Genomic DNA, 20,695 nt, shown 5'->3' on the forward strand with positions numbered 1-20,695 from the left:
TACCCAACAATCCGCTTACCCAATAATCAGTTTACTCAACATCAAGAGGAGGGGGGATGTCTCTGGTCAATCAATTGGCGCTGTTTATCGATGTGGTGCAGCAAGGCTCATTTACCAAAGCGGCGGCGCTTCATAATATGGATAACTCCTCGCTCTCCAAGCAAATTAAAAAGCTTGAGAGTGAGCTCGGTGTGCAGTTACTCAATCGCTCCACGCGTTCCTTTTCGTTGACGCCGGCGGGGGAGGAGATCCTAGAGCAAGCGCATAATCTGCGTAAAACGGTAGAAGACGTCAAACTGATTGCCGACACCTACCATGCTGAGCCCAAAGGACGCATTCGTATTACGGCGCCTTTGCACATTGGTCAGCAATATTTGCAACCGGTGATCAACGCGTTCATGCGCCGTTACCCAGAGGTGGAAGTGACGCTGCTGATGGACGACAAACGCTCAGACATTATCTCTGAGCATTTTGATGTCGCATTTCGTCTCGGAATCTTGCAAGACTCAAGTTTGATCGCCAATAAAATCGCAGAGATTCGCCCGGTGATCCTCGCCTCCCATGACTTCATTGCCCAGCATGGCGAGCCTCGCTCACCACAAGAGTTGGTGCGCCTGCCTTCTGTGGTCTACAGCAACGGCTCAGTGACCATTGACACAGTGCGCTTAGGGGCAATGTCCGACGCCTCCGATCTGCACAGTTACAAAATGCAAGGGCGATACAAGGTTAACGACGTCCGCACTCTACTCGATGCCGTGCAAGCGGGGCTCGGTTACGTGATGATCTCATCCAGTAACTTAACCCAGTCTGTCGAAACCATGAACCTCACCCCGTTGCTGACCGATTACCGGCTATGTAACCAAGGCACAGCGCTGTATGCCCTCTATCCCCATCGCAAACAAACGGTATTAGTGCGCGAGTTTATTCAAGCCGTCAAAGCCTTCATCGGCCTGCCACCGATTTGGGAGCAGCATATTGAAGGCTTTGAGGGGATGTATCTTGGTAAGGGGTGACCGTTAACGCTCGACTATCCCCTCTATCGCCTCGATCACCGCCTGCACCTTTCTATCATCTAGTGCATCTGGATGAGGCTGCGCAAAGGCTTCGATATCGTTGTCGTAGTAGCGTCCGCCTGCGCCTCTGAAGGCGTCATCTAGGCTGGCGCTGACGAGAATGTCGGCGCCAAGGGAGAGATCGCCACCTGCGATACCAAACGCCTCCTTAACCATTTTGCTACCGAGCAGTGATTTCGGGTTAACCGAGACAATCATTGGTCCCGAGTGTCGATGTGCTTCACCCAGTGCGCGAGACCACATGGTAATCGCTAGCTTGCTTTGCGCGTAAGCCTCTCTGTCAGACAAGTGACCTTTTCCTTGCAGGGCTTCAATGCTCACACTGGCTTGCGCTGCAGAAGAGAGGTTCACTACGCGCCCATGGGCAGGAATGAGTGGCAACAATCCTTGGGTCAGCAGATAAGGTGCGACCGTATTGACGGCAAAGCGAATATCGAGGCCATCGGGCGTTTTGTCCGCTGGCGCGTTGAAGATACCTGCGTTGTTGATCAACACGTCAAGTGGTGTCTCTCCCAGTGTGGCGCTCACTTGTTCAATCAATCGCTGCACATCGCTGAGGACAGAAAGATCGGCGATAAAGGCTGTGAGTGTGGTGTTATGTTCTTGATTAAGCGTTTCAACCACTTTGGCGAGCTTGTCGGGGTTGCGGCCATGAACCAATACGCGATGCCCTTGCTTTACAAGTTGGCTTGCAGTCAATAGACCAATACCATCGGTCGCGCCTGTGATTAGAATAACTTTTTGTTCGTTCATGATTGTGCTCCGAAGGTAAGTGATGACAGTGCTATTGTGCATAAAGGCGGTGTTAGATGCATTAGCCGAGGCGCCCAATCATTATGGACAGTTTGTTCCAAAATGAGCAACCAGCAGTGATGAATATAGCTGTGGCCTACGTGATTCAAAAGGCACAAAAAAACGGCGCAGAGCGCCGCTTTGAATAAAATCTGCTGGTTACCTATTTTGGCATAATGACCGTATCAATCACGTGAATGACGCCGTTGCTTGCCTTGACGTCAGTCATGATAACGTTGGCGTTATTGACCATCACTTTGTCGCCCATCACTTTAATCATCACATCTTGGCCTTGGACGGTGGTGACTTTATCCATTTTGACGACATCGGCAGCCATCGCTTTCGCTGGAATGACGTGGTAAGTCAAAATAGATACGATTTTGTCTTTGTTCTCAGGCTTGAGGAGCATCTCTACGGTTCCCTCGGGCAGTTTGGCGAACGCATCATCGGTGGGTGCGAGTACCGTGAAAGGACCGTCACCTTTCAATGTCTCTACCAGCCCTGCTGCTTGGACAGCGGCGACCAGTGTGGTGAAGCTACCATTCTCTACGGCGACATCGACAATGTCTTTTTTCATGCCGTGGTGGTTAGCGTTTGCAGTCGAGATCATCAAAAGGCTGCTCATAGCGATAACGAACGTCATTAGTGTTTTGCGAATCATAACGAATGTCCCTGTGTTGTGTTGGATTCGCTGGTTGGTACGTGTGAAGTTTGGCACCGATCAGGATTATTTTTTAAATTTTTCTAAGCTGAACTTTTTCTCTTGGCCGACGTAAAGACTGGTTTGATTGCATATAAGTAAAGTCGGTAAGAGAGGTGGACATGGAGATGCCATTGAGCAAGTTGGAGCAATTTTTTTATCTCGATAAACTGATTATTCACTCACTGGATCTGGCACTTTATCAGGCCAGTGTCGAAGTGGATGGCGAGCGATACTCTGTGATGGACAACACTGGCAAGCGCTTAGTGACGCACTCATTAGTGGAGATGCAAAAGCGCTGTCGAAAACTCAATGCGACGCAGCAGGTTCTCAGACACGAGAGTGCGTATGATGAGATGGTGGGGGGACCTGAGAAAGGGTCGACCAATGCACTCGAGGTGCCACTGAAAGATCATCAACTCTACTAACAAGGCGTCTTGCGGTTAAACCCGGGTTCATCACCGAGTGATAATGGATCGGATCCTGACAAATCGATGAATGTCCCATTTCTGATCGGCAAGAGGTGCTAAGGTTAAAAAACGTACAACACAACCGACAGGACGAGGTGCAAATATGCTAGGTGAAGACCATTCTCTACTTAAAGAGTTTCCAGAGCATAAGGATGACATTTTATCGCTCGCAGAAACCGACCTAAACTTCAACGACCAGATGAAAGAATACAACGCCATCGACAAACAAATACGTACCCTCGAACTTCGAGACTCTCCTATCAGCGACGAAGAAATGCACACTCTCAAACTGCGTCGCGCGCAAATGAAAGACGATTTATTCCAACAACTTCATAAATAAAGCCGCCCATCCCTGATGACGTGAGCGAATGGTATTGCGTGTTGCTCCGACTTGGGTAGACCTAAGCTCCATGTCATGCGTGGAGCTTTTTTGATCTGCAGGCCTGTCTTTCTCCGATTAACTGTTTGGATAAGCGCCGTTACGGTGCACTAGAACGAGGGCTTGCCGCGTAGCGCCTTGGTACTGGCCTTGATGCCTTTGGCTTTCAGACGACGCTCTTTGGAGGCGCGAGTCGGTTTGGTTGGGCGGCGTTTCTTTTGTACCACCATCGCGCTGCGGATCAGGTCGGCTAGGCGGGTCAGGGCATCCTCACGATTTTGTTCTTGGGTGCGATACTGCTGTGCCTTAATGGTAATCACGCCCTCTTTTGAAATGCGAGAGTCCGAAAGCGCCAACAGGCGCTGTTTGTAGACATCGGGCAAGGTAGAGCGTTGGATGTCAAACTGCAAGTGAATGGCCGATGACACCTTATTCACGTTCTGGCCGCCAGAGCCTTGAGCGCGAATGGCGGTTAATTGGATTTCCCAGTCACTCAAGGTGACGGTATTGGATATAACTAACATGACAATACAGTGAACCGACAGCGCTGAGGCTGTTGTGGCTACTTAAATTCTTCTCCGTGGTTATCAAGTGTCAGATGCCCGCACGTTTGGCACTGCTCGTAACGATCAATCAATTCTAATGAGGCCAACGCCGGGCCCACGACCATACCGCTAAAAAAGCCAGAGAAAAAGGCTTTTACGGTTTCTTTTCGGCTTTTTCCATACGGCGAGGGCTTTTGCTTGATGCACTCTGTGTGCTCGGTTTCACACTGACATTGCGGGCAGAATCGAAGACTCATATCGGGTGATCTCCATGTTAACTAGCTGGATAGTAACGACTTATTGCGATGGCAGTGGCGAGAGAGATCTCATTATTCAAAAATTTCGAATATCTAGCTCAACCTGACCGAGTCTTCTTTAATGATAAGAGGCGATACACTGTTTTCATTGCCTAACAGGAGACCTGTGATGACCACCCAACGACAAATTCGCCAACTGATCCCTGCCCACGCCACCTCTGACGGCGATGGTGTGAAAATTCAGCGTGTCGCTGGATTTAACAACACGGCATTTTCTCCATTTTTGATGATGGATGAACTGAAATCTGATCAAAAAGCCGATTATGTCGGTGGGTTTCCACCTCATCCGCACCGTGGTATTGAAACCCTGACTTACATGATGAAAGGGCACTTCCAGCACCGTGACCACATGGGCAACGTTGGAGAGCTACGCAGTGGTGGTGCTCAGTGGATGGCCGCAGGCCGTGGTGTGATCCACAGTGAGATGCCGATTATGGAAGAGGACGATCTGCATGGTTTTCAAATCTGGATCAACCAGCCCGCCAAAAGCAAAATGCAGCCTGCCAAGTACTTTGATTTTCAGCCAGAAACCATTACCGAGTATGTCGGCAAGGATTCAGGTCTGTTTCGTATCTTAGCGGGTGAGATTGAGATTGACGATGAGGTGCAGCGAGGGCCACTGACCGATACGGGTGTACCCCTGTCCGTGACAGACTGGCGCACCCAAGCTGGTCAGCAGGTCACCATTGGCACACCGGCACATCACAATATGATGCTGTTTGTCTATCAAGGAGAGATCCAATTGGGTGGCCAGTGCGTAAACCAAGGTGAAATGGCTCTGTTGACTCTTGGCGACTCGGCATCCTTGATCGCCAACAAAGATTCTGGCGTTTTGTTGTTCGTCGGCGAGCCCATCAACGAACCGGTCGTGCATTATGGTCCCTTTGTGATGAACAGCATGGCAGAGATTGAACAAGCAGTACGCGACTACAATCAGGGTGTATTTGAGACCTATTGATTAGGACGTAAAGCCCATGGTTGAGAGGGTCAAAAATAGCCCGCTAGGCAAAATCGAGTTGAAATGAATTGAAGAATTTCGGTTGCCGGATTGGCGACTGGTCAGTGCAAAAAGTGAATAATCCACTGCCTTACTTTTTGTTTGTGCCACACCCTAGAGTGTGGCTTTTTATTATTGATAGGGCGTTGCTTAGCTTTCGGTCAGCAAGCCTAATTCACGCGCTTGCTCAAGCGAGATCTGGTTAGAAATCAAGTTATGTAAAGCGGCTTCGCTTAACTGAACAACGTTAACACCCTGCGGTGGTGGCGTGACATGGACGACCATGCTTTGCTCACTGCGCTGCGACCACAACTGTCTGTCGACCAGATACACATACGTACCAGACGGTAACTCTGGGTAGATGTCGACCATCAGATTGAGCCACCAACTGGCGCGTCTTAGACCTTGGGCGCCATCAAGCTTTTCAGGCAATTGGATAGACTGTGCACGTAACGCTTTTTGCGTGGCGATGGAGACATCCAGTGCCCCAGGATAGCTCTCACTAAATGGGTTGCTGAACAACCCATCGTAAGAGCAAGCCCAACTGATTGGGCTTGCCAGCGTGATGACTGAGCAGGTGAGCAACGTCGCGACCTGTTTCATCATAACGCCTCCTTAAGGTGTCACAATGTTGAACCAGAAGTTGAAGGTATCAAGCATACCGACAAAGTCTTTGAACACATCGCCGTCACCGTCGAGCGTGATAGAACCATCAGCAATGGCTTGCTCAAGAGTGATGTTACCCAATTGGACGTCATCCAGTGTCGCTTTGGTCAGCGTCAACGCCACATCCGGCTTCTCTGCTTGCTTATGAGTGTGATTGAGCACAGAGTTCTCAACGTACAAGGTGTACTTCTCATCTAGGTCAGTGAAGTTAATGTTGATGGCGTAGTTCTTCCCAGCCGCTTTTTCTGGTAACAAACGTACCGCGAGATAATCAAACAGCATTTCTGGTGGCATGTTCTTGATAATATCTGGCGATGCAGTGTTGGTACCGCCCGCACTTGGTGTGCCGTTACGCAGCTCGTAAGCGCCTTGCAAGTAGACAGAACGCCAAGGGCCAGATTCCGCTTGGTAACCCAACTGCTCATAGGCATCAGCAAGGAGTGCTTTACCGTTTTTGCTCTGTGGATTAGCAAACACCACGTGTTTCATCACTTCCGCGACCCAGCGATAGTTACCCGCGTCAAAGTCGGCTTGTGCTTTTTTGATCGCTTCGCGTTCGCCGCCCATGTACTCAACGTACTTCACAGCAGCATTGGTTGGCGGCAGGTTGTTCAGATCCGATGGGTTACCGGTGTACCAGCCCATGTAACGTTGATAAACCGCACGGCTGTTATGGCGTAGGGTGCCGTAGTAACCGCGGTTGCTCCAAGTCTTATCGATTTCCTCTGGGAACTGGATAATTTCAGAAATCTCAGAACCCACATAACCTTGGTTCATCAAACGGACCGTTTGGTCATGCGTGTACTTGTACATATCACGCTGTTTCTTAAAGTATTTGACGATGTCGCCTTGGCCCCACATTGGCCAGTGGTGACTTTGGAATTTCACTTCGACATCATCACCCCATAGTTCAATGGTCTCTTGCAAGTAGCTTGACCATTTCAGCGCATCACGAACTTGAGCGCCACGGAGTGTAAGAATGTTGTGCATGGTGTTGGTGGTGTTTTCCGCCATCCACAACGCTTTTTTCTGAGGGAACCAGACGTTCATCTCAGTCGGTGCTTCTGTGCCTGGCGTGTATTGGAAGACCATTTTCACGCCATCGACCACGCGTTCGTCACCGGTTTTCTCAATGGTGTCGGTTGGGGCAATCATGGTCGCAAGACCGGTTGACGTGGTTTGACCCAAGCCACCGTTGACGCCGCCTTTTTCGTTACGTGGAAGCAGGGCGCCATACATGTACACTGCGCGTCGACCCATCGCATTACCTGCAATCACGTTTTCAGATACGGCATGCTCGGTAAAGCCAGGGGAGGCCATAATGGTCACTTTTCCATCGATGACATCTTGCTCATCGACGATACCGCGCACCCCACCAAAGTGGTCAATGTGGCTGTGGCTGTAGAAGACACCCACAACAGGACGCTCGCCGAGTTCACTGTTAATGAAGTCGAGTGCCGCTTTTGCGGTTTCTTGAGAGATGAGTGGGTCGAATACGATCCAGCCTGTATCCCCTTGAATAAAGGTGATGTTCGACAAATCGTAGCCGCGAACTTGGTAAATACCATCGGTGACCTTAAACAGGCCGTTGATCATGTTTAATTGCGCATTACGCCACAAACTTGGGTTGACGGTATCGGGTGATGGCTTATCAAGGCCGATGTACTTTTTGTAGGCTTCTAAATCCCAAACAACATCGCCGTTTTGGTTTTTAATGGTAACGACATCCTGAGTCGCGATAAGCCCTTTTTGCGCGTTATCGAAATCTTTGGTGTCACTGAATGGCAGACTTTGCTTGAGTTGGTTGTTCGCATCAATCGTTGCCTGTGTCGCGGGTTTGGGCTCTGACGCAGTGGCATTGGTTGCCACTAGTATCGCCATGGCTAATACTCCCATTCGCTTCATAGCACTCTCCTTGTATATGCACTTTTATGAGCAAGTTAAGCATACGTGAAGAGTGATACAATTCACACTACAAATGCCACCTTAATGTGAAATTTCTGTGAAGATCTCACATTTGTGAACCTCTATATCCCTAATTTTTGGAATGGTATTTCACCTTTACCTTGTTATTGACTCGCTGATCAGAGCGCGAGCGCTGATTTCAGGTGCGCGACGAACGCTTTGACCTGAGAAGGGATAAAGGGCGATTGCGGATATTGGGCGACGATATGACCTTGGTAGCTGCCCGCTAATTGCCACTCGCCCAAAATAGGTTGTAAAACGCCTTGTTGGCACTCAGTTCTGACCACAAATTCAGGGAACAGCGAAATACCCAGCCCTTCGAGTACGGCTTGGCGACGGATCTCACTGTGATTCACGGCAAGATGACCGCTGACAGGGACAGCCACCGTTTGTGTTCCTTGAGTCATCCGCCAGATGCGATCTTTGGGGGATTCACCCAAACAGAGACATTGATGATGGCGCAGATCATTGGGGTGTGCGGGCGTACCATGCTTCGCTAGATACTCTGGGCTGGCGCACAGTAACAGTTGGCAAGGGGCAAGCGTTACCGCGACTAAACCTTCGACAGGATTCGGTGTGATGTGGATGACCACATCGACATCGTCATGAATGGGATCGAGATAGCGGTCTTCCACTTTAAGGGTCAGATTGACGTTGGGGTACTGCTTAGCAAACGTCAATATGGGTGACATAAGGACTTGCTTGGCAAGCGCTTTCGGCACGGCAACGCGAAGCGGCCCTGCGATCGCCTCTTTGTTGGCGTGTGCTGCGCTCACCGCAAGTTTGGCTTGCCCTAGCATGGTTTGACAAAGGTGGAAGACCTCTTGCCCAGTGGCGGTTAATCGCATCTGACGCGTGGTGCGCTCCAAGAGCTGCTCTTTCAGCGCTGTCTCAAGGCGCCGCAGTGAGCGGCTGACCGATGAGGGCGCCACACCCAATTTCACCGCCGCATTGGCGAAGCTTCCTTCTTCCACCACAGTAACAAACACCGCCATTTCAGCCAGTAAGGGGATAAGTTTATTCGTGTCCATGGCGCAATTATCCTTTGCAAAATCGACCAATTGTTTCAGTTAAGTTACTTGTGGATACTGGGAGGGTCAACCACTCTGGGAGAAAATGATGCAAGGAACGCAAACTCTGCCGCTCGCACAGCGGCTACCCATTACCGAAGGATTACTGCTGCTGGTGGCGATCTTTTGGGGCACCAGCTATGGGTTAACTAAAAGTGCGCTGTTTTACACCTCGGCGTTAATGTTCATTACGTTACGTTTTTCCATCACCGCCTTGGTGTTGTTGCCATTGGTGGTGAGAGATTTCAAAGCAGGGCTCAACAAAGATTGGGTCGTTGCGCTGCCAACTGGAGTGATTTTAAGTGCTATTTTCCTGTGTGAAGTGTTTGGCGTTGCGCATACCACAGCGTCGAACGCGGCGTTTTTAATCAGTCTTTGCGTATTATTCACTGCGCTGGCTGAAGTGTTGGTGAACCGCAAGAAGGTCGCCTGGTCTTTGGTATTGTTGTGTGTCGCTAGCGTGGTTGGCGTACTGCTGCTGACCGGTAGCGATGGGGCGCGTGTCGATTTCACGCTGGGGGATTATCTGATTCTACTTGCGGCGCTGCTACGGGCACTGATGGTGACCACCACCAAGCGATTCAGCCTCGGTCGCGCCGTGACGACCACCACACTCACCGCGATTCAATCAACGGTTGTTGCTGGCGTTGCCGCTATCTTGGTCTTGAGCACGTTGCCCCAATCTCAATGGCACCTGCCCACTGAATCCACCTTCTGGGTAACGTTGCTGTATTTGGTCGCGTTTTGCACTCTCTTTGCTTTCTATGTACAGAATTACGCGGTGCGCCGCACCTCTCCGACACGAGTTGCGCTGTTGATGGGCAGCGAGCCACTTTTCGGTGCTCTGTTTGCCATGTTGTGGCTGCAAGAGACGTTTACCTTCGCGCAAAGTCTCGGCGCGGGGTTAATTTTGCTCAGTGTGATGCTGACTTCGCTGCGAAGGGAGTCTGGGCAGCACTAGCGTTGGCGCTTCAAATCCAGCCCAAGCCTCCACGCAAAATAACTGAGGATCAAAAAAGCGCCAGTGTTGCTGGCGCTCAATATAGGGAGTAGAAAGGCGTGTCAGTTAGGCAAAAAACGACGACACCACACCAATCAAGCCGCCAAATACACCGCCCCACACCACCAACCAGCCTAGGTGCTGTTTGATTATGGTTTGCACCATCTCTTTGACTAGCGCAGGTGTCAATTCGTTCAAGCGTTGATCGATGATTTGTTCAATGTTCTGTTTTATCTCATCCATCATGGCAGGCGCTTCAAGCTGCGCTTTGATCGCTTGCTTGACGTTATCGCTCTGACTGATTTCAATCACCGATTGCTGCATTTTTTCAACGAAAGGCTGCTTAAGTGGTGCCAGCGCGTCACTGCCGCCAAACATCGCCAACATGCCGCCGAAGGATGAATTGGCGATCACCTCAACCAAAGAATCGAACGTAGGGTTAAAGTCGATGCTTTCAATCACAGGTTGCAGATTGAGCGTGTGCTCACCGGCCATCTCTTTGTTGAGGAACTTGTCGATGTTTTCATCGGTAAAGAACTGACTCATCATCAGCTGCTTGATGGCGGCTTTAAACTCTTCAAAACGCGCAGGTATTACACCCGAGCCATACAGCCCCGGCACCTTTTCAAACAACATGTGGACAGCTAACCAGTTGGTAATGGCGCCTGAAAAGGCAAACAGACCTGCATAAAACGCGATCTGATGGCCGGATTGAATCCCGCCAGCAAGCAGTGCAAGGGCGATGAGGTTGGTGAGTAGACTTTTGTTGATAGGTTGCTTGTTCATAAGATGATAACGATCAAGGTGTTAATGGGTGAAGCGCAGTATACACCAAGGCGGATTCAATCAACCAGTGCGTGATAAGCGTCACAGCAAGGGTTGGAATAATCGGTATTCCGAAAAAAAGGGGAACTCTCTCTACACTGGTGGCAGTTTTTAAATTGCACACTTTCAGTGAGACTTTTTTATGTTCAAACCCAACTCAATTGCTCGTTCAATGAAATGGCCATTTATGACGGCAGTGGCGTTGTCCTCTGCGATGGCAAGTGCCAGCGGTATTCTACTTCAAGAAGCCGTGGTGGCGAATGCAGGTACCACAGGCGCAGGTGACGGTGTTTACACTGGCTCTGCTGCGGCAATCTGGACCAACCCAGCGACGATGTCATTTATGGGCGAGAGCAAGACGACAGTGAATGCGATGGGGTTTGATCTTAAGTTGAATTACAACTCTGATCGTCATTCTGCTTTTGATGGTTCTTCTCAGACTACGCAACCTGCACTGGCAGTTTTCCACGCTCGTCAAATCACAGATGAGATGCACTTTGGTATTGGCTTTGGCGCTGCAGGCGGCTCAAGCCTTGATTACGGTAAGCAATGGGCAGGTGCTCCGTTTCTAGAAAGCACCACATTGATGCTACTTCAGGTTAACCCAACGCTCTCTTACCAAATTGATGAGCAGTGGTCTGTGGGCGCAGGCGCTCAAATCAACTATGTGTCGTTTGAGCAAGACACGCTAATTATGTCTATCGAGGAAGAAACGGATTGGGCGATGGGCCTGACGTTTGGTGCAATGTACCGTCACAATGACGACCTGGATTTTGGCTTTAGCTACCGCTCAAAAGTAAAGCATAAGCTAGATGCTAGAGTTAATGGTGCTCTAAATGGTGACCGAATTACTAGTGCGTCTACGGAAGTATCGCTCCCTGCTATTTATGACCTCAGTGCTCGTTGGGGCGTTAATTCGGACTTAAACCTGTTGGCCAGTGCACAATGGCATCGATGGAGCGATTGGAAGGAGCTACCACTGGATTTAACGGTTGGAGGTAATCCATTTGATGCTTCAATTGAACGCGATTGGAGCGACGTTTGGAAACTAGCATTGGGTGCGGATTACCGCCTTAACGCGGACTGGCGTCTAAAAGCGGGTATCTCTTACGAAAGCTCACCGCAAAACGATACGTCACTACAATGGTTTGATGTACCAGTGGGCGAGCAATGGCGCTACTCAGTTGGCGCAGCAACCGAGTGGAACGGGTACACCTTTGATATGTTCTACGAGTACGCCGATTTGGGTAACGTAGATCTTAATCGAGATTTGGTTGTCGATGATAAAACTATCAACATGAAAGGCACCTTCGACGGCCGTATTCACTTTATTGGTCTAAACGTGACGTTCTAATCCGCCAGTGTGATTGATGACAAAGCCCTCCTCGTGAGGGCTTTGCTGTTTATCGGCCCTCAGACCACACCGCAAACTCATTGCCACTGGGCTCTAGAAAGTGGAATCGACAGCCCCCGGGGAAATCGAAAATGGGTTTGATGACATCGCCGCCACTGGCGATCACTTTGGCCAGTGTTGTTTCGATGTCTTGGCTATAGAACACCAACAGTGCGCCGCCGGAGGCGGTCTGGCTCTTGGCGTCGGCTCTGAAAAATCCCCCGTCGAGCCCTTGGTCGGCAAACGCCGTGTAGTCTGGGCCGTAATCGGTGAAGCGCCAATCAAACGCTTGGCTAAAAAAGGCCTTGGTGGCTTCAAGATCGTGGGCGGCTAATTCGACGTAATTGAGTTTCTCGTGTTGAGGCATGCTGTGCTCCTTGCAGGGTGTATGACGTTATCTTAGCGCAAACCCTGTGTGGAGCGTTGGCATTTATCAATTGCCGCGCTACAATCAGCGCGCTGCACAAGCAGCGATTACTTTATTCTCAGGGCGGGGCGAAATTCCCCACCGGCGGTATGCCCGAAAGGGTGAGCCCGCGAGCGCTCGATACGTCGAGGTCAGCAGATCTGGTGAGAAGCCAGAGCCGACGGTTACAGTCCGGATGAGAGAGAATGAAACCAAGCCGCCACCGTCGTGGGGGCGATTTCGTTTATCTGGCGCTGACGCTAGAACTCTTCTATGCCCTGATTCTGGTGAAATTTAGGAGTTAACCATGAATCAGTCATCACTACTTGCCGAATTCGGCGACCCAATTACCCGCGTTGAACGCGCATTGACGGCTTTACGTGAAGGTCGAGGTGTGTTGCTACTCGATGATGAAGATCGTGAAAACGAAGGGGATATCATTTACTCGGTTGAGCACCTAACGGATGCGCAGATGGCGCTGATGATCCGCGAATGCAGCGGTATTGTTTGCTTGTGTTTGACCGAAGATCAAGCCGATAAATTGGCCCTGCCTCCGATGGTTGAAAACAACAATAGTGCCAATCAAACCGCGTTTACCGTCTCTATTGAGGCCAAAGTGGGCGTGACGACGGGCGTGTCGGCGCAAGATCGCGTCACCACCATCAAAACCGCTGCAAACCCTAATGCGAAGCCTGACGATTTAGCGCGCCCAGGACACGTATTTCCGCTGCGCGCGCGCAAAGGTGGGGTGATGACCCGTCGCGGCCATACTGAAGGCACCATCGACTTAATGCAAATGGCGGGTCTGCAACCTGCTGGCGTATTGTGTGAGGTGATGAACCCGGATGGCACCATGTGTAAAACGCCGGAGATTGTCGCGTTTGGGAAATTGCACTCGATGCCAGTTCTGACCATTGAAGATATGGTGCTCTATCGTCAGCAACACGAGTTGAAACTGGCGTAATTCGCCTGCGATAAGCGCAGCTAAAATACCAATAGATAAACAAAAAGGTGTGGCCTCAAAACCACACCTTTCTATTTTTGTTTGACACATTTTTGCCTGACTGAGTCAATCACTACCCTTTAATGACCGACCGATTGAGAAAAGACGTTCATCACAATCACGCCACTGATGATCAATAACATGCCAATCACTGCCGCCCAATCGAGCTTTTGACCGAACGCCACTGCACCGACAGCGGTGATCAACACAATGCCGAGCCCCGACCAAATCGCATACGCAATGCCTACGGGAATGGTCTTCAATACCATGGCGAGAAAATAGAATGCCACGCCGTACCCCACCACGACCAAGAGACTGGGCGTGAGCTTGGAAAACCCGTCTGAAGCTTTCAGCGCGCCCGTCGCGATCACTTCTGCCACAATCGCAATGGTTAGATACCAATAACCCATACTCATTCCTCTACTTTACGAACGCCTGTAAACCGCAAGGGATGGTGCCATTTCCTATCGATGGCGGCAAGTCTGACTAAGAGGTCGATGCTTCTTGTCCGACACAAATCTGCCCTGTCATGAAATTTTCTTCGTCTATTCCCTATCTTGTTCAATAAGGCATCGCTGCATCGCGGGGTTTACAGTCCTTTTCACTGTGATTCTCCCCCGTTAGTGGCGGTGGTTATCAGGGAGCGGAGAAGGCAGATGGACATGGCACACACACTCAACGCTTGGATTTTGTCTCATCCCCATTCAGTGGGGTGGATGATGATCGCGCTGATCCTCCTTTCCTATTTGCTCGAAGATCTCGCTTTGGTGACGGCAGCGACCTTGTCGGTCAATCAAGTGATGGCGGTGGAGTGGGCGCTGCTGGCGATCTTTATCGGTATTGCCAGCGGCGATTTGGCGCTCTATGGCCTCGGGCGATTAGCACAGCGCATCGGTTGGTTGAAGGTTCGCTGTTTTCGACATCATAGAGCCCGTCGGCTGTGTAAAACGCTCAATGCCAATGCTTTTGTAACCTTGTTCATCGTCCGCTTTGTACCGGGAATGCGCAGCGTGAGTTACACCGTCAGTGGTTTTTTAGGCATAGCGTTGCCGGTGTTTCTTTTGGCCGTTCTTATCGCCACAGCCATGTGGACGGCACTGATCTTTGCCTCGTTCTACCAAGTGGGCGGTTGGATAGGCAGTGAGGATGCCTGGACTCGCTGGTTGATGATACCTGTAGGATTACTTGCGCTGTGGGCATTAAACCGCGTCGCGCAACAGTATTGGAGAAGTGAACAGAATGCACAATCGTGATGTGGAAGTGATCCCGCAAGGGAAGGTCAATGCAGGGATGCCTGTACTGAGCAAGCCAAAAAGAGTGATTTCGCCGTTTGAGTTTCTGCCTGCGTGGTTTTTTTATGCGCCGGTTGTGGTGCAAAGCGCGCTCCTCAGCGCAAGGCATCTGGATTGGGCATTGCCACTTATCGCTAACCCTGCCATCAAGTTAAGCGGCATGGTGGGCGAGTCAAAAAGCGACATTTTCGCCAGTGCCGGAGGGAAAACCCGCCAATGGATTTTGCCCTACATCACTGTCGAGGTGGGTGACTCGTCAAGCTCCGAAGCTCTCAATAACGCGATGATGGCGCTGCATGATGCCGGGCTCGATTTCCCGCTGGTGGCCAAGCCTGATTTGGGTTGTCGCGGCGCTGGGGTCAAACTCATCAACGGCTCAGACGATTTGGCGCGTTACTTAGCGCATTTTCCTGCCGGTGGCCGTTTTCTTTTGCAACAAAAATCCCGCTACCGCGCAGAAGCCGGGCTGTTTTACGTGCGCCAGCCGGGGGAAAGGCGCGGCAGAGTCATCTCGATGACACTCAAATACTCCCCTTTTGTGGAAGGCGATGGCGTTTCGACGCTTAGAGAATTGATCGCTCGCTGCCCGCGCGCTGGGCGACTGCAACACCTCTATTTACCGCGTCATGAGGCCAAGTTAGAGAGTGTGGTGGAACAGGGGGAAGAGTATCCGTTGGCGTTTGCGGGCAGTCATTCTCGCGGCGCGATTTTTCGCAACGGCAACGCCTTTATCACACCAGAATTGGAAGCGACGCTCGATCACGTGCTGGGTGAGTTTGAAGGATTTCACTACGGCCGTCTTGACGTCAAGTTCGACAGCATCACCGCGCTGATGCAGGGCAAGCGCTTTGATATTTTGGAAATCAATGGTGCGAGCAGTGAAGCCGCGCACATCTGGGATAGCGATACCCCATTGCTGCACATCTTCAGCACCTTACTGACACAGTACCGCTTGTTGTACCGAATTGGCTCTCAGCATAAGCAACGCGGGGTGAACACACCTTCTCTGGCGGCGTTATTCAACGCTTGGCGAGAGGAGAAAGCTTTAACGCAGCGCTACCCCATGACGGATTGATCAAAGGAATGATGATGAAAAAAGCGATGACCTCTTCACCCACTCTCACCGCGAGAGCGACGCTCAGCGATAAACATAGGGCGACCCTCTCTGGCGCGGTGCTAGGCGGCATTGAAACCTTGCACCAAGGTCAACGGTTTCTCAGTGTGCTTGGCAATGACGACTACGTTGCATTAGCTGCGCCCCATGTATCGAGCTCGATTGGTGAGCATTTTCGCCATTGGTTGGATCTGTTTCATGCCATTCGCCATGCACAGGGACAAGACCAAGCAACACCAAACAGCGACATGAACAAAATTGATTACAACGTGCGTCGGCGCGGCCATCCCGTTGAGCGAGATTGCCGCGTGGCCGAGCGAGAGATAGCGCAGCTGGTGGATTGGCTATGCCAACTGCCGCCAGATGCACTCGAAGTGCGAGTGAGTGTGGAATCGGAAGTGATGATGTCTCAGCGTCAAGTCGAAGAGGTGGAATCCACCTTGGCACGCGAGATTACCTTTGCTGCGTTGCACGCCACTCATCACTTTGCGATGGCGAAAGTGGTGGCGTCACTGCGCGGCATCGAGGTGGAATCGGGTTTTGGCGTGGCTCCGGCGACCGCGACTTATCAGAGGGCTCAATAATATGTGCACCTTATCTTGGACCTATCACGGCGTGAGTCATTACCGCGTCTACTTCAACCGCGATGAGCAGCGAACTCGTCAGCCCGCCACTGAGCCACAAGCCATGCAGTTGGAGGAGGTTAACTGTCTGATGCCACTTGATCCAGAAGGCGGTGGCAGTTGGATCGCGACCAATGAGTATGGCGTGACTGTGTGTCTGCTCAACTTCTACCAAGGGCAGATGCCCCAAGGACCACTGACAAGTCGTGGGCAAATCGTTAAGCAGCTTGCCAGCAGTGTATCGAGTCAAGAAGTGGACAGAAGAATGCTGGCGCTGAACTTGAGCCACTATGCCCCGTTTACTGTGGTCTCGTTCGATACTCGTCGCAACGCGAATGAAACCGTAATGTGGACATGGGATGGCCAAGCGCTCAGTCATCATCGTGCGGTGGCGCCGATTGTCTCGTCCGGTCGGTTCTTTTATGACGCGCTTGACTATCGCACTAGCCTGTTTGCTGACTTGGCCTCTCAGTCGAATGATGACACGCTCGGTGAGCGTTTTCATACCCGACACGATACCCAGCGGCCTCATCTCTCGCCATTGATGGCCAGAGAGGACGCGCGCACCGTCAGTATTACGACCGTCCATGTCAGTCCCACCGACAAAATCATGGGCTATCAAGCGATCGACGCAGGCCCTTTGGCCGATGTATCCCCAAATGCACGCCACTACCGCGTGCCAACCCGTATTGACCTACCCACCAGTATCAAGGAGTCATGACATGAATCTACTACGTTTATTTGCGCTGCTTTTGGTTAGCGTCTCCGCCAACGCGGCGGATCTTATCTCCACCTCATTTTTTAGTAATAAGGCGGTCAGCGGCTACGATACCGTGGCGTATTTCACTCAAGGCCAAGCGGTCAAAGGTGACAGCCAATGGACAACCGAATACCAAGGCGCGCAGTGGCTGTTCTCATCCGCTGAGCACTTAGCGATGTTTGAAGCAGAGCCGGAAAAGTACGCTCCGCAGTATGGTGGCTACTGTGCTTGGGCGGTGTCTGAGAAGAGCGACTTTGCCCCTTCCGATCCTGAGCAGTGGGCGATTGTCGACGGCAAGTTGTACCTCAATTACAACGCGGACATTAAAGGGCGATGGGACAGCGCGCGCACTCTGCACATTCAACAAGCCGACCAAAACTGGCCAGGTTTGATTGCTCAATAGACCAGCGGCGAGTTGACGCGCCACGTTTGTTAATCAAGAGGATGTGATTATGTACGCCAGTCCATTTCGTTTACCACGTAAAACCCCGTTCGGTGTTGGCGAAAGAGCGCTTGAATGGGCGACCGGTTTGTCGCAGTTGGATGCCTTGTATCAACAAGCGGCGCTGCCACAAGACAGTTTTGAGTTTATGCATGAAGCGCTGGCGAGAATCGGCACTCAGTATTCAGTTGATCACGGCAGTGTGTCGTCCATTCCACAGGAAGGCCCTGTGGTGATTGTCGCGAATCATCCATTTGGCGGTATTGAGGGCATTATTTTAGCCTCGCTGGTGGCGCAAGTACGCAAAGATGTCAAAGTGCTGGCCAATGAGTTGCTTAAGCGGATACCAGAGCTCGATTCACTGTTCATCGGCGTGGATGTGTTCGGCGGTGAGCGGGCAAGAACCACCAATCGGCGCGCGATTGCTGAGGCTAATCAGCACTTAAAAGAGGGCGGAGTGCTGATTCTCTTTCCTGCGGGAGAAGTGTCGGCATGGCAAGCCGATGCGAAGCAAATCACCGATAAAGCGTGGAGCCAGTCGGTGGCGAAGTTTGTCCGCCATGCCAAGGCGACGACCGTACCGATTTATATTCAAGGTATGAACAGCAAATGGTTCTATCAAGCGGGTCGTGTGCATCCGCTATTGAGAACGGCCATGCTCGGGCGTGAACTACTCAATAAATCCGGGCAGACGATTTCTGTTTCAGTCGGAGCGCCGATCCCGTTTTCTGAACTGCAACATTTCGATGATGATCAGCAACTGACGCATTATCTGCGGCTGAATACCTATTTGATGGGCAGTCGAGAGGAGAATACGGCAACTCGGCGACCTCCCGAAAGTACCCAGCAGCCGATCATCGCCCCCATTGCCGTGGCAGAACTCGAGCAAGAGATGGCGACGCTCGGCGAGTTTCAACTGCTCGAACAGGGTGAGTTTGTGGTCTACTGCGTGCCCACCGCGAGGATGCCGCGCATGATGCAAGAGATCGGGCGAGTGCGAGAAGAGAGTTTTCGCGCCGTCGGTGAAGGCTCAGGACGCGGCTGTGATGTCGACGATTTCGACCCCAAATATCATCAACTCTTTGTGTGGCATCGCAGCGATCGCGCGTTGGTGGGCGCTTATCGACTCGGTTTGGTGGATGAGCTCACCGCGCAAGGCGGCATTGAGGCGCTCTATTCTCGCAGCCTGTTCGAGTACGATCACGCGTTTGTTAGCCAGTTGGGGCAATCGATTGAACTTGGCCGCTCAGTGGTCGCCGAGCAATACCAAAAAAATCTGCACTCTTTGCTGCTCCTTTGGAAAGGGATTGCAGCGTTTGTGGCGCGACACCCTCGTTATACCCATTTGTTTGGGCCTGTCAGCATTAGCAATGATTACAGCCCAGTGGCGCGCCAGCTCATCGCATCGGTGATGACGGTGCATCATTACGACCAAGATAAGGCGAAACTGGTTCGGCCCACCACGCCACTGAAAGAGAGCGGCAACACCTTCTGGCGACCCGACATGCTCAGTTCATTGGCCGAACTGCCGTTACTGTCCAAAGTGTTGCAGCGCTTGGAGCGTGGGGTAGGGGTGCCGGTGCTGTTGCGGCAATATCTGGGGCTAAATGGCAAACTGGTGTGCTTCAATGTTGACCCTGCTTTTCATTTTGCCTTAGATGGTTTGATTGTGGTTGATCTGACGTCATTACCCGCAAGAACCTTGGGTAAGTACATGGGCAGAGAGTGCGCGCAGGCGTATTTAAGCCACCATAACCGAAAGGCATGAGTCATAAACGATTCGACTAAACCGCGCGGGCTTATTGGCTCGCGCGCGCTAAGCGTTGGGGTATACTGGCGCTTCTCGTAACGGACGCTCATACCCTCTTAGATTGGATTTTCTCGCATTATGCCCCACATGTTGATCTTGTGCTTGGCGCTTATCGCCTTTGCCGCCAACTCCTTCTTTTGTCGTCTTGCTTTGGCAAGCGGCGCGATTGACCCGGGCAGCTTCACCTTGCTGCGTCTCTTCTCCGGTGCGATCACTTTAGCGCTTTTACTGTTTATGCGCGGTCACTTTCAGGGTAAGGCGTCGCTCGGTTTTCTCCGTTCGCCCCTCAGTTGGTGGTCTGCTATCGCTCTGTTTGTCTATGCGGTGTGTTTTTCGTACGCCTATACCGAACTCAGCACAGGGACGGGCGCGCTACTGCTGTTTGGTATGGTGCAAATGACGTTAATTGCCTATCACGTAGTCTCAGGCAATGCGCTGACTAAGCTGGAGAAAGTCGGTATTTTGGCCTCGGTGACAGGTTTTGTGGTTCTGATGCTGCCATCCGCGCAATCACCGAGCCTTGGCGCAGCGAGTTTGATGTTGGCCTCTGGCGTTGCATGGGCGATGTTTACCGTGCTTGGCAAAAAAAGCGGTGTCGCATCCGTTGCGATTACCCACGGATTTATTCTCGCCAGCCTCCTCGCACTGCTCGCGAGCCCGGTGTTGCTTATGGATGTCACCCTAACATCTGCGGGCGTGATGTGGGCGCTTGCCTCGGGTATCGCCGCTTCAGGATTGGGTTATATCCTTTGGTATCAAGTGCTCAAACGGATCACCGTGCTCAAGGCCTCCATCGCACAACTCGCCGTTCCGGTGATCGCCTTTCTCGCCGGTTCTATTGGGCTTGGTGAGTCCATCACCTTTAGCGCTGTATTGGCTTCGGCTTTGGTGCTTGGCGGGATTGCGGTGATTTTTGTGGCGAAGGCGGAGTGAAAGTGATGAAGACTATTTGCAGATGTCGATGTTCGACTCTTCTTGGTTCGAAAGCCATGTCATCAGAGTCACGCGTACGCTCCACCTGAAACAAGAACACCTATGTATAGAGGTGCTGCC

The 20,695-nt window shown here is 51.5% G+C and carries 24 protein-coding genes and 1 riboswitch; of the genes, 14 read left to right on the plus strand and 10 right to left on the minus strand.

Features of this window, described 5'->3' with window-relative positions; genetic code table 11:
- The first annotated feature begins 56 nt into the window (after positions 1-56).
- Positions 57-1,013: a LysR family transcriptional regulator gene (locus AC6R0R_RS01460; RefSeq protein WP_500625435.1), complete on the plus strand. Its 957-nt coding sequence runs from the start codon at positions 57-59 to the stop codon at positions 1,011-1,013.
- Positions 1,014-1,016: 3 nt separating this feature from the next.
- Here the strand turns inward: AC6R0R_RS01460 and AC6R0R_RS01465 are convergent, their stop codons facing one another.
- Entirely contained in the window at positions 1,017-1,826 is an 810-nt protein-coding gene (locus AC6R0R_RS01465) for an SDR family NAD(P)-dependent oxidoreductase (protein ID WP_500625436.1), read from the minus strand.
- A 202-nt stretch (positions 1,827-2,028) separates the two neighbouring features.
- Positions 2,029-2,508 carry a fasciclin domain-containing protein gene (locus AC6R0R_RS01470; RefSeq protein ID WP_500625563.1) on the minus strand — a complete coding sequence of 160 codons (480 nt, stop codon included), beginning with the start codon at positions 2,506-2,508 and terminating at the stop codon, positions 2,029-2,031.
- 179 nt (positions 2,509-2,687) lie between these two features.
- Between AC6R0R_RS01470 and AC6R0R_RS01475 the strand changes: the two genes are divergently transcribed.
- The gene (locus tag AC6R0R_RS01475) at positions 2,688-2,993 is read left to right on the plus strand and encodes a DUF6482 family protein (RefSeq protein ID WP_500625437.1); all 306 of its coding nucleotides are present in this window, start codon (positions 2,688-2,690) and stop codon (positions 2,991-2,993) included.
- Positions 2,994-3,138: 145 nt separating this feature from the next.
- On the plus strand, positions 3,139-3,375 hold the full coding sequence (locus AC6R0R_RS01480; protein ID WP_334553188.1) for an HP1242/YdcH family protein: 237 nt from the start codon (positions 3,139-3,141) through the stop codon (positions 3,373-3,375).
- A gap of 149 nt (positions 3,376-3,524) precedes the next feature.
- Here the strand turns inward: AC6R0R_RS01480 and arfB are convergent, their stop codons facing one another.
- Both arfB and AC6R0R_RS01490 read right to left on the minus strand, forming a co-directional pair.
- Positions 3,525-3,938 carry an alternative ribosome rescue aminoacyl-tRNA hydrolase ArfB gene (arfB, locus tag AC6R0R_RS01485; protein WP_500625438.1) on the minus strand — a complete coding sequence of 138 codons (414 nt, stop codon included), beginning with the start codon at positions 3,936-3,938 and terminating at the stop codon, positions 3,525-3,527.
- 38 nt (positions 3,939-3,976) lie between these two features.
- Complete coding sequence (locus tag AC6R0R_RS01490) at positions 3,977-4,216, minus strand: hypothetical protein (RefSeq protein ID WP_500625439.1); 240 nt, start codon at positions 4,214-4,216, stop codon at positions 3,977-3,979.
- A 169-nt stretch (positions 4,217-4,385) separates the two neighbouring features.
- Here AC6R0R_RS01490 and AC6R0R_RS01495 point away from each other — a divergent pair, with 169 nt between their 5' ends.
- Positions 4,386-5,234 carry a pirin family protein gene (locus AC6R0R_RS01495; protein ID WP_500625440.1) on the plus strand — a complete coding sequence of 283 codons (849 nt, stop codon included), beginning with the start codon at positions 4,386-4,388 and terminating at the stop codon, positions 5,232-5,234.
- Positions 5,235-5,423: 189 nt separating this feature from the next.
- On the opposite strand, the gene AC6R0R_RS01500 is transcribed toward AC6R0R_RS01495, so the two are convergent.
- The 3 genes from AC6R0R_RS01500 to AC6R0R_RS01510 all read right to left on the minus strand — a co-directional run bounded on the left by AC6R0R_RS01500 (position 5,424) and on the right by AC6R0R_RS01510 (position 8,935).
- On the minus strand, positions 5,424-5,879 hold the full coding sequence (locus AC6R0R_RS01500) for a hypothetical protein (RefSeq protein WP_487903001.1): 456 nt from the start codon (positions 5,877-5,879) through the stop codon (positions 5,424-5,426).
- Positions 5,880-5,888: 9 nt separating this feature from the next.
- Positions 5,889-7,844 (minus strand): alkyl/aryl-sulfatase, encoded by a 1,956-nt coding sequence (locus tag AC6R0R_RS01505; RefSeq protein ID WP_500625441.1) that lies wholly within the window; start codon positions 7,842-7,844, stop codon positions 5,889-5,891.
- A gap of 179 nt (positions 7,845-8,023) precedes the next feature.
- Positions 8,024-8,935 carry a LysR family transcriptional regulator gene (locus AC6R0R_RS01510; protein ID WP_500625442.1) on the minus strand — a complete coding sequence of 304 codons (912 nt, stop codon included), beginning with the start codon at positions 8,933-8,935 and terminating at the stop codon, positions 8,024-8,026.
- Between the two features lie 88 nt (positions 8,936-9,023).
- Here AC6R0R_RS01510 and AC6R0R_RS01515 point away from each other — a divergent pair, with 88 nt between their 5' ends.
- Entirely contained in the window at positions 9,024-9,935 is a 912-nt protein-coding gene (locus AC6R0R_RS01515; protein WP_500625443.1) for a DMT family transporter, read from the plus strand.
- A 105-nt stretch (positions 9,936-10,040) separates the two neighbouring features.
- On the opposite strand, the gene AC6R0R_RS01520 is transcribed toward AC6R0R_RS01515, so the two are convergent.
- Positions 10,041-10,745, minus strand: coding sequence for a DUF445 domain-containing protein (locus tag AC6R0R_RS01520; protein WP_500625564.1), 705 nt, complete (start codon positions 10,743-10,745; stop codon positions 10,041-10,043).
- Between the two features lie 214 nt (positions 10,746-10,959).
- Between AC6R0R_RS01520 and AC6R0R_RS01525 the strand changes: the two genes are divergently transcribed.
- Entirely contained in the window at positions 10,960-12,153 is a 1,194-nt protein-coding gene (locus tag AC6R0R_RS01525) for an OmpP1/FadL family transporter (protein WP_500625565.1), read from the plus strand.
- Between the two features lie 49 nt (positions 12,154-12,202).
- On the opposite strand, the gene AC6R0R_RS01530 is transcribed toward AC6R0R_RS01525, so the two are convergent.
- Entirely contained in the window at positions 12,203-12,559 is a 357-nt protein-coding gene (locus AC6R0R_RS01530; RefSeq protein ID WP_500625444.1) for a VOC family protein, read from the minus strand.
- 110 nt (positions 12,560-12,669) lie between these two features.
- A riboswitch (FMN riboswitch) is annotated at positions 12,670-12,810 on the plus strand.
- A 95-nt stretch (positions 12,811-12,905) separates the two neighbouring features.
- On the opposite strand from AC6R0R_RS01530, the gene ribB reads away from it, so the two are divergent.
- Positions 12,906-13,562 carry a 3,4-dihydroxy-2-butanone-4-phosphate synthase gene (gene ribB / locus AC6R0R_RS01535; protein ID WP_500625445.1) on the plus strand — a complete coding sequence of 219 codons (657 nt, stop codon included), beginning with the start codon at positions 12,906-12,908 and terminating at the stop codon, positions 13,560-13,562.
- Between the two features lie 119 nt (positions 13,563-13,681).
- Here ribB and AC6R0R_RS01540 read toward each other — a convergent pair whose 3' ends face one another.
- Positions 13,682-14,011 (minus strand): DMT family transporter, encoded by a 330-nt coding sequence (locus tag AC6R0R_RS01540; protein ID WP_500625446.1) that lies wholly within the window; start codon positions 14,009-14,011, stop codon positions 13,682-13,684.
- A gap of 246 nt (positions 14,012-14,257) precedes the next feature.
- On the opposite strand from AC6R0R_RS01540, the gene AC6R0R_RS01545 reads away from it, so the two are divergent.
- From AC6R0R_RS01545 to AC6R0R_RS01575, 7 genes are all read left to right on the plus strand, one after another.
- Complete coding sequence (locus tag AC6R0R_RS01545; protein WP_500625447.1) at positions 14,258-14,854, plus strand: DedA family protein; 597 nt, start codon at positions 14,258-14,260, stop codon at positions 14,852-14,854.
- A complete protein-coding gene (locus tag AC6R0R_RS01550; RefSeq protein ID WP_500625448.1) occupies positions 14,841-15,968 on the plus strand; it encodes a D-alanine--D-alanine ligase in 1,128 nt (375 codons plus the stop codon). The genes AC6R0R_RS01545 and AC6R0R_RS01550 overlap by 14 nt, the downstream gene beginning before the upstream one ends.
- A gap of 14 nt (positions 15,969-15,982) precedes the next feature.
- Positions 15,983-16,591, plus strand: coding sequence for a hypothetical protein (locus AC6R0R_RS01555; protein WP_500625566.1), 609 nt, complete (start codon positions 15,983-15,985; stop codon positions 16,589-16,591).
- A 1-nt stretch (position 16,592) separates the two neighbouring features.
- Complete coding sequence (locus AC6R0R_RS01560) at positions 16,593-17,351, plus strand: NRDE family protein (RefSeq protein WP_500625449.1); 759 nt, start codon at positions 16,593-16,595, stop codon at positions 17,349-17,351.
- 1 nt (position 17,352) lies between these two features.
- Positions 17,353-17,793 carry a YHS domain-containing (seleno)protein gene (locus AC6R0R_RS01565; RefSeq protein WP_500625450.1) on the plus strand — a complete coding sequence of 147 codons (441 nt, stop codon included), beginning with the start codon at positions 17,353-17,355 and terminating at the stop codon, positions 17,791-17,793.
- 49 nt (positions 17,794-17,842) lie between these two features.
- Complete coding sequence (locus tag AC6R0R_RS01570; RefSeq protein ID WP_500625451.1) at positions 17,843-19,600, plus strand: bifunctional lysophospholipid acyltransferase family protein/GNAT family N-acetyltransferase; 1,758 nt, start codon at positions 17,843-17,845, stop codon at positions 19,598-19,600.
- Between the two features lie 120 nt (positions 19,601-19,720).
- Positions 19,721-20,575 (plus strand): DMT family transporter, encoded by an 855-nt coding sequence (locus AC6R0R_RS01575; RefSeq protein WP_500625452.1) that lies wholly within the window; start codon positions 19,721-19,723, stop codon positions 20,573-20,575.
- Positions 20,576-20,695: the final 120 nt, after the last annotated feature.

The sequence above is a fragment of the Vibrio sp. R12-SW3-ISO1 genome (assembly GCF_059834005.1).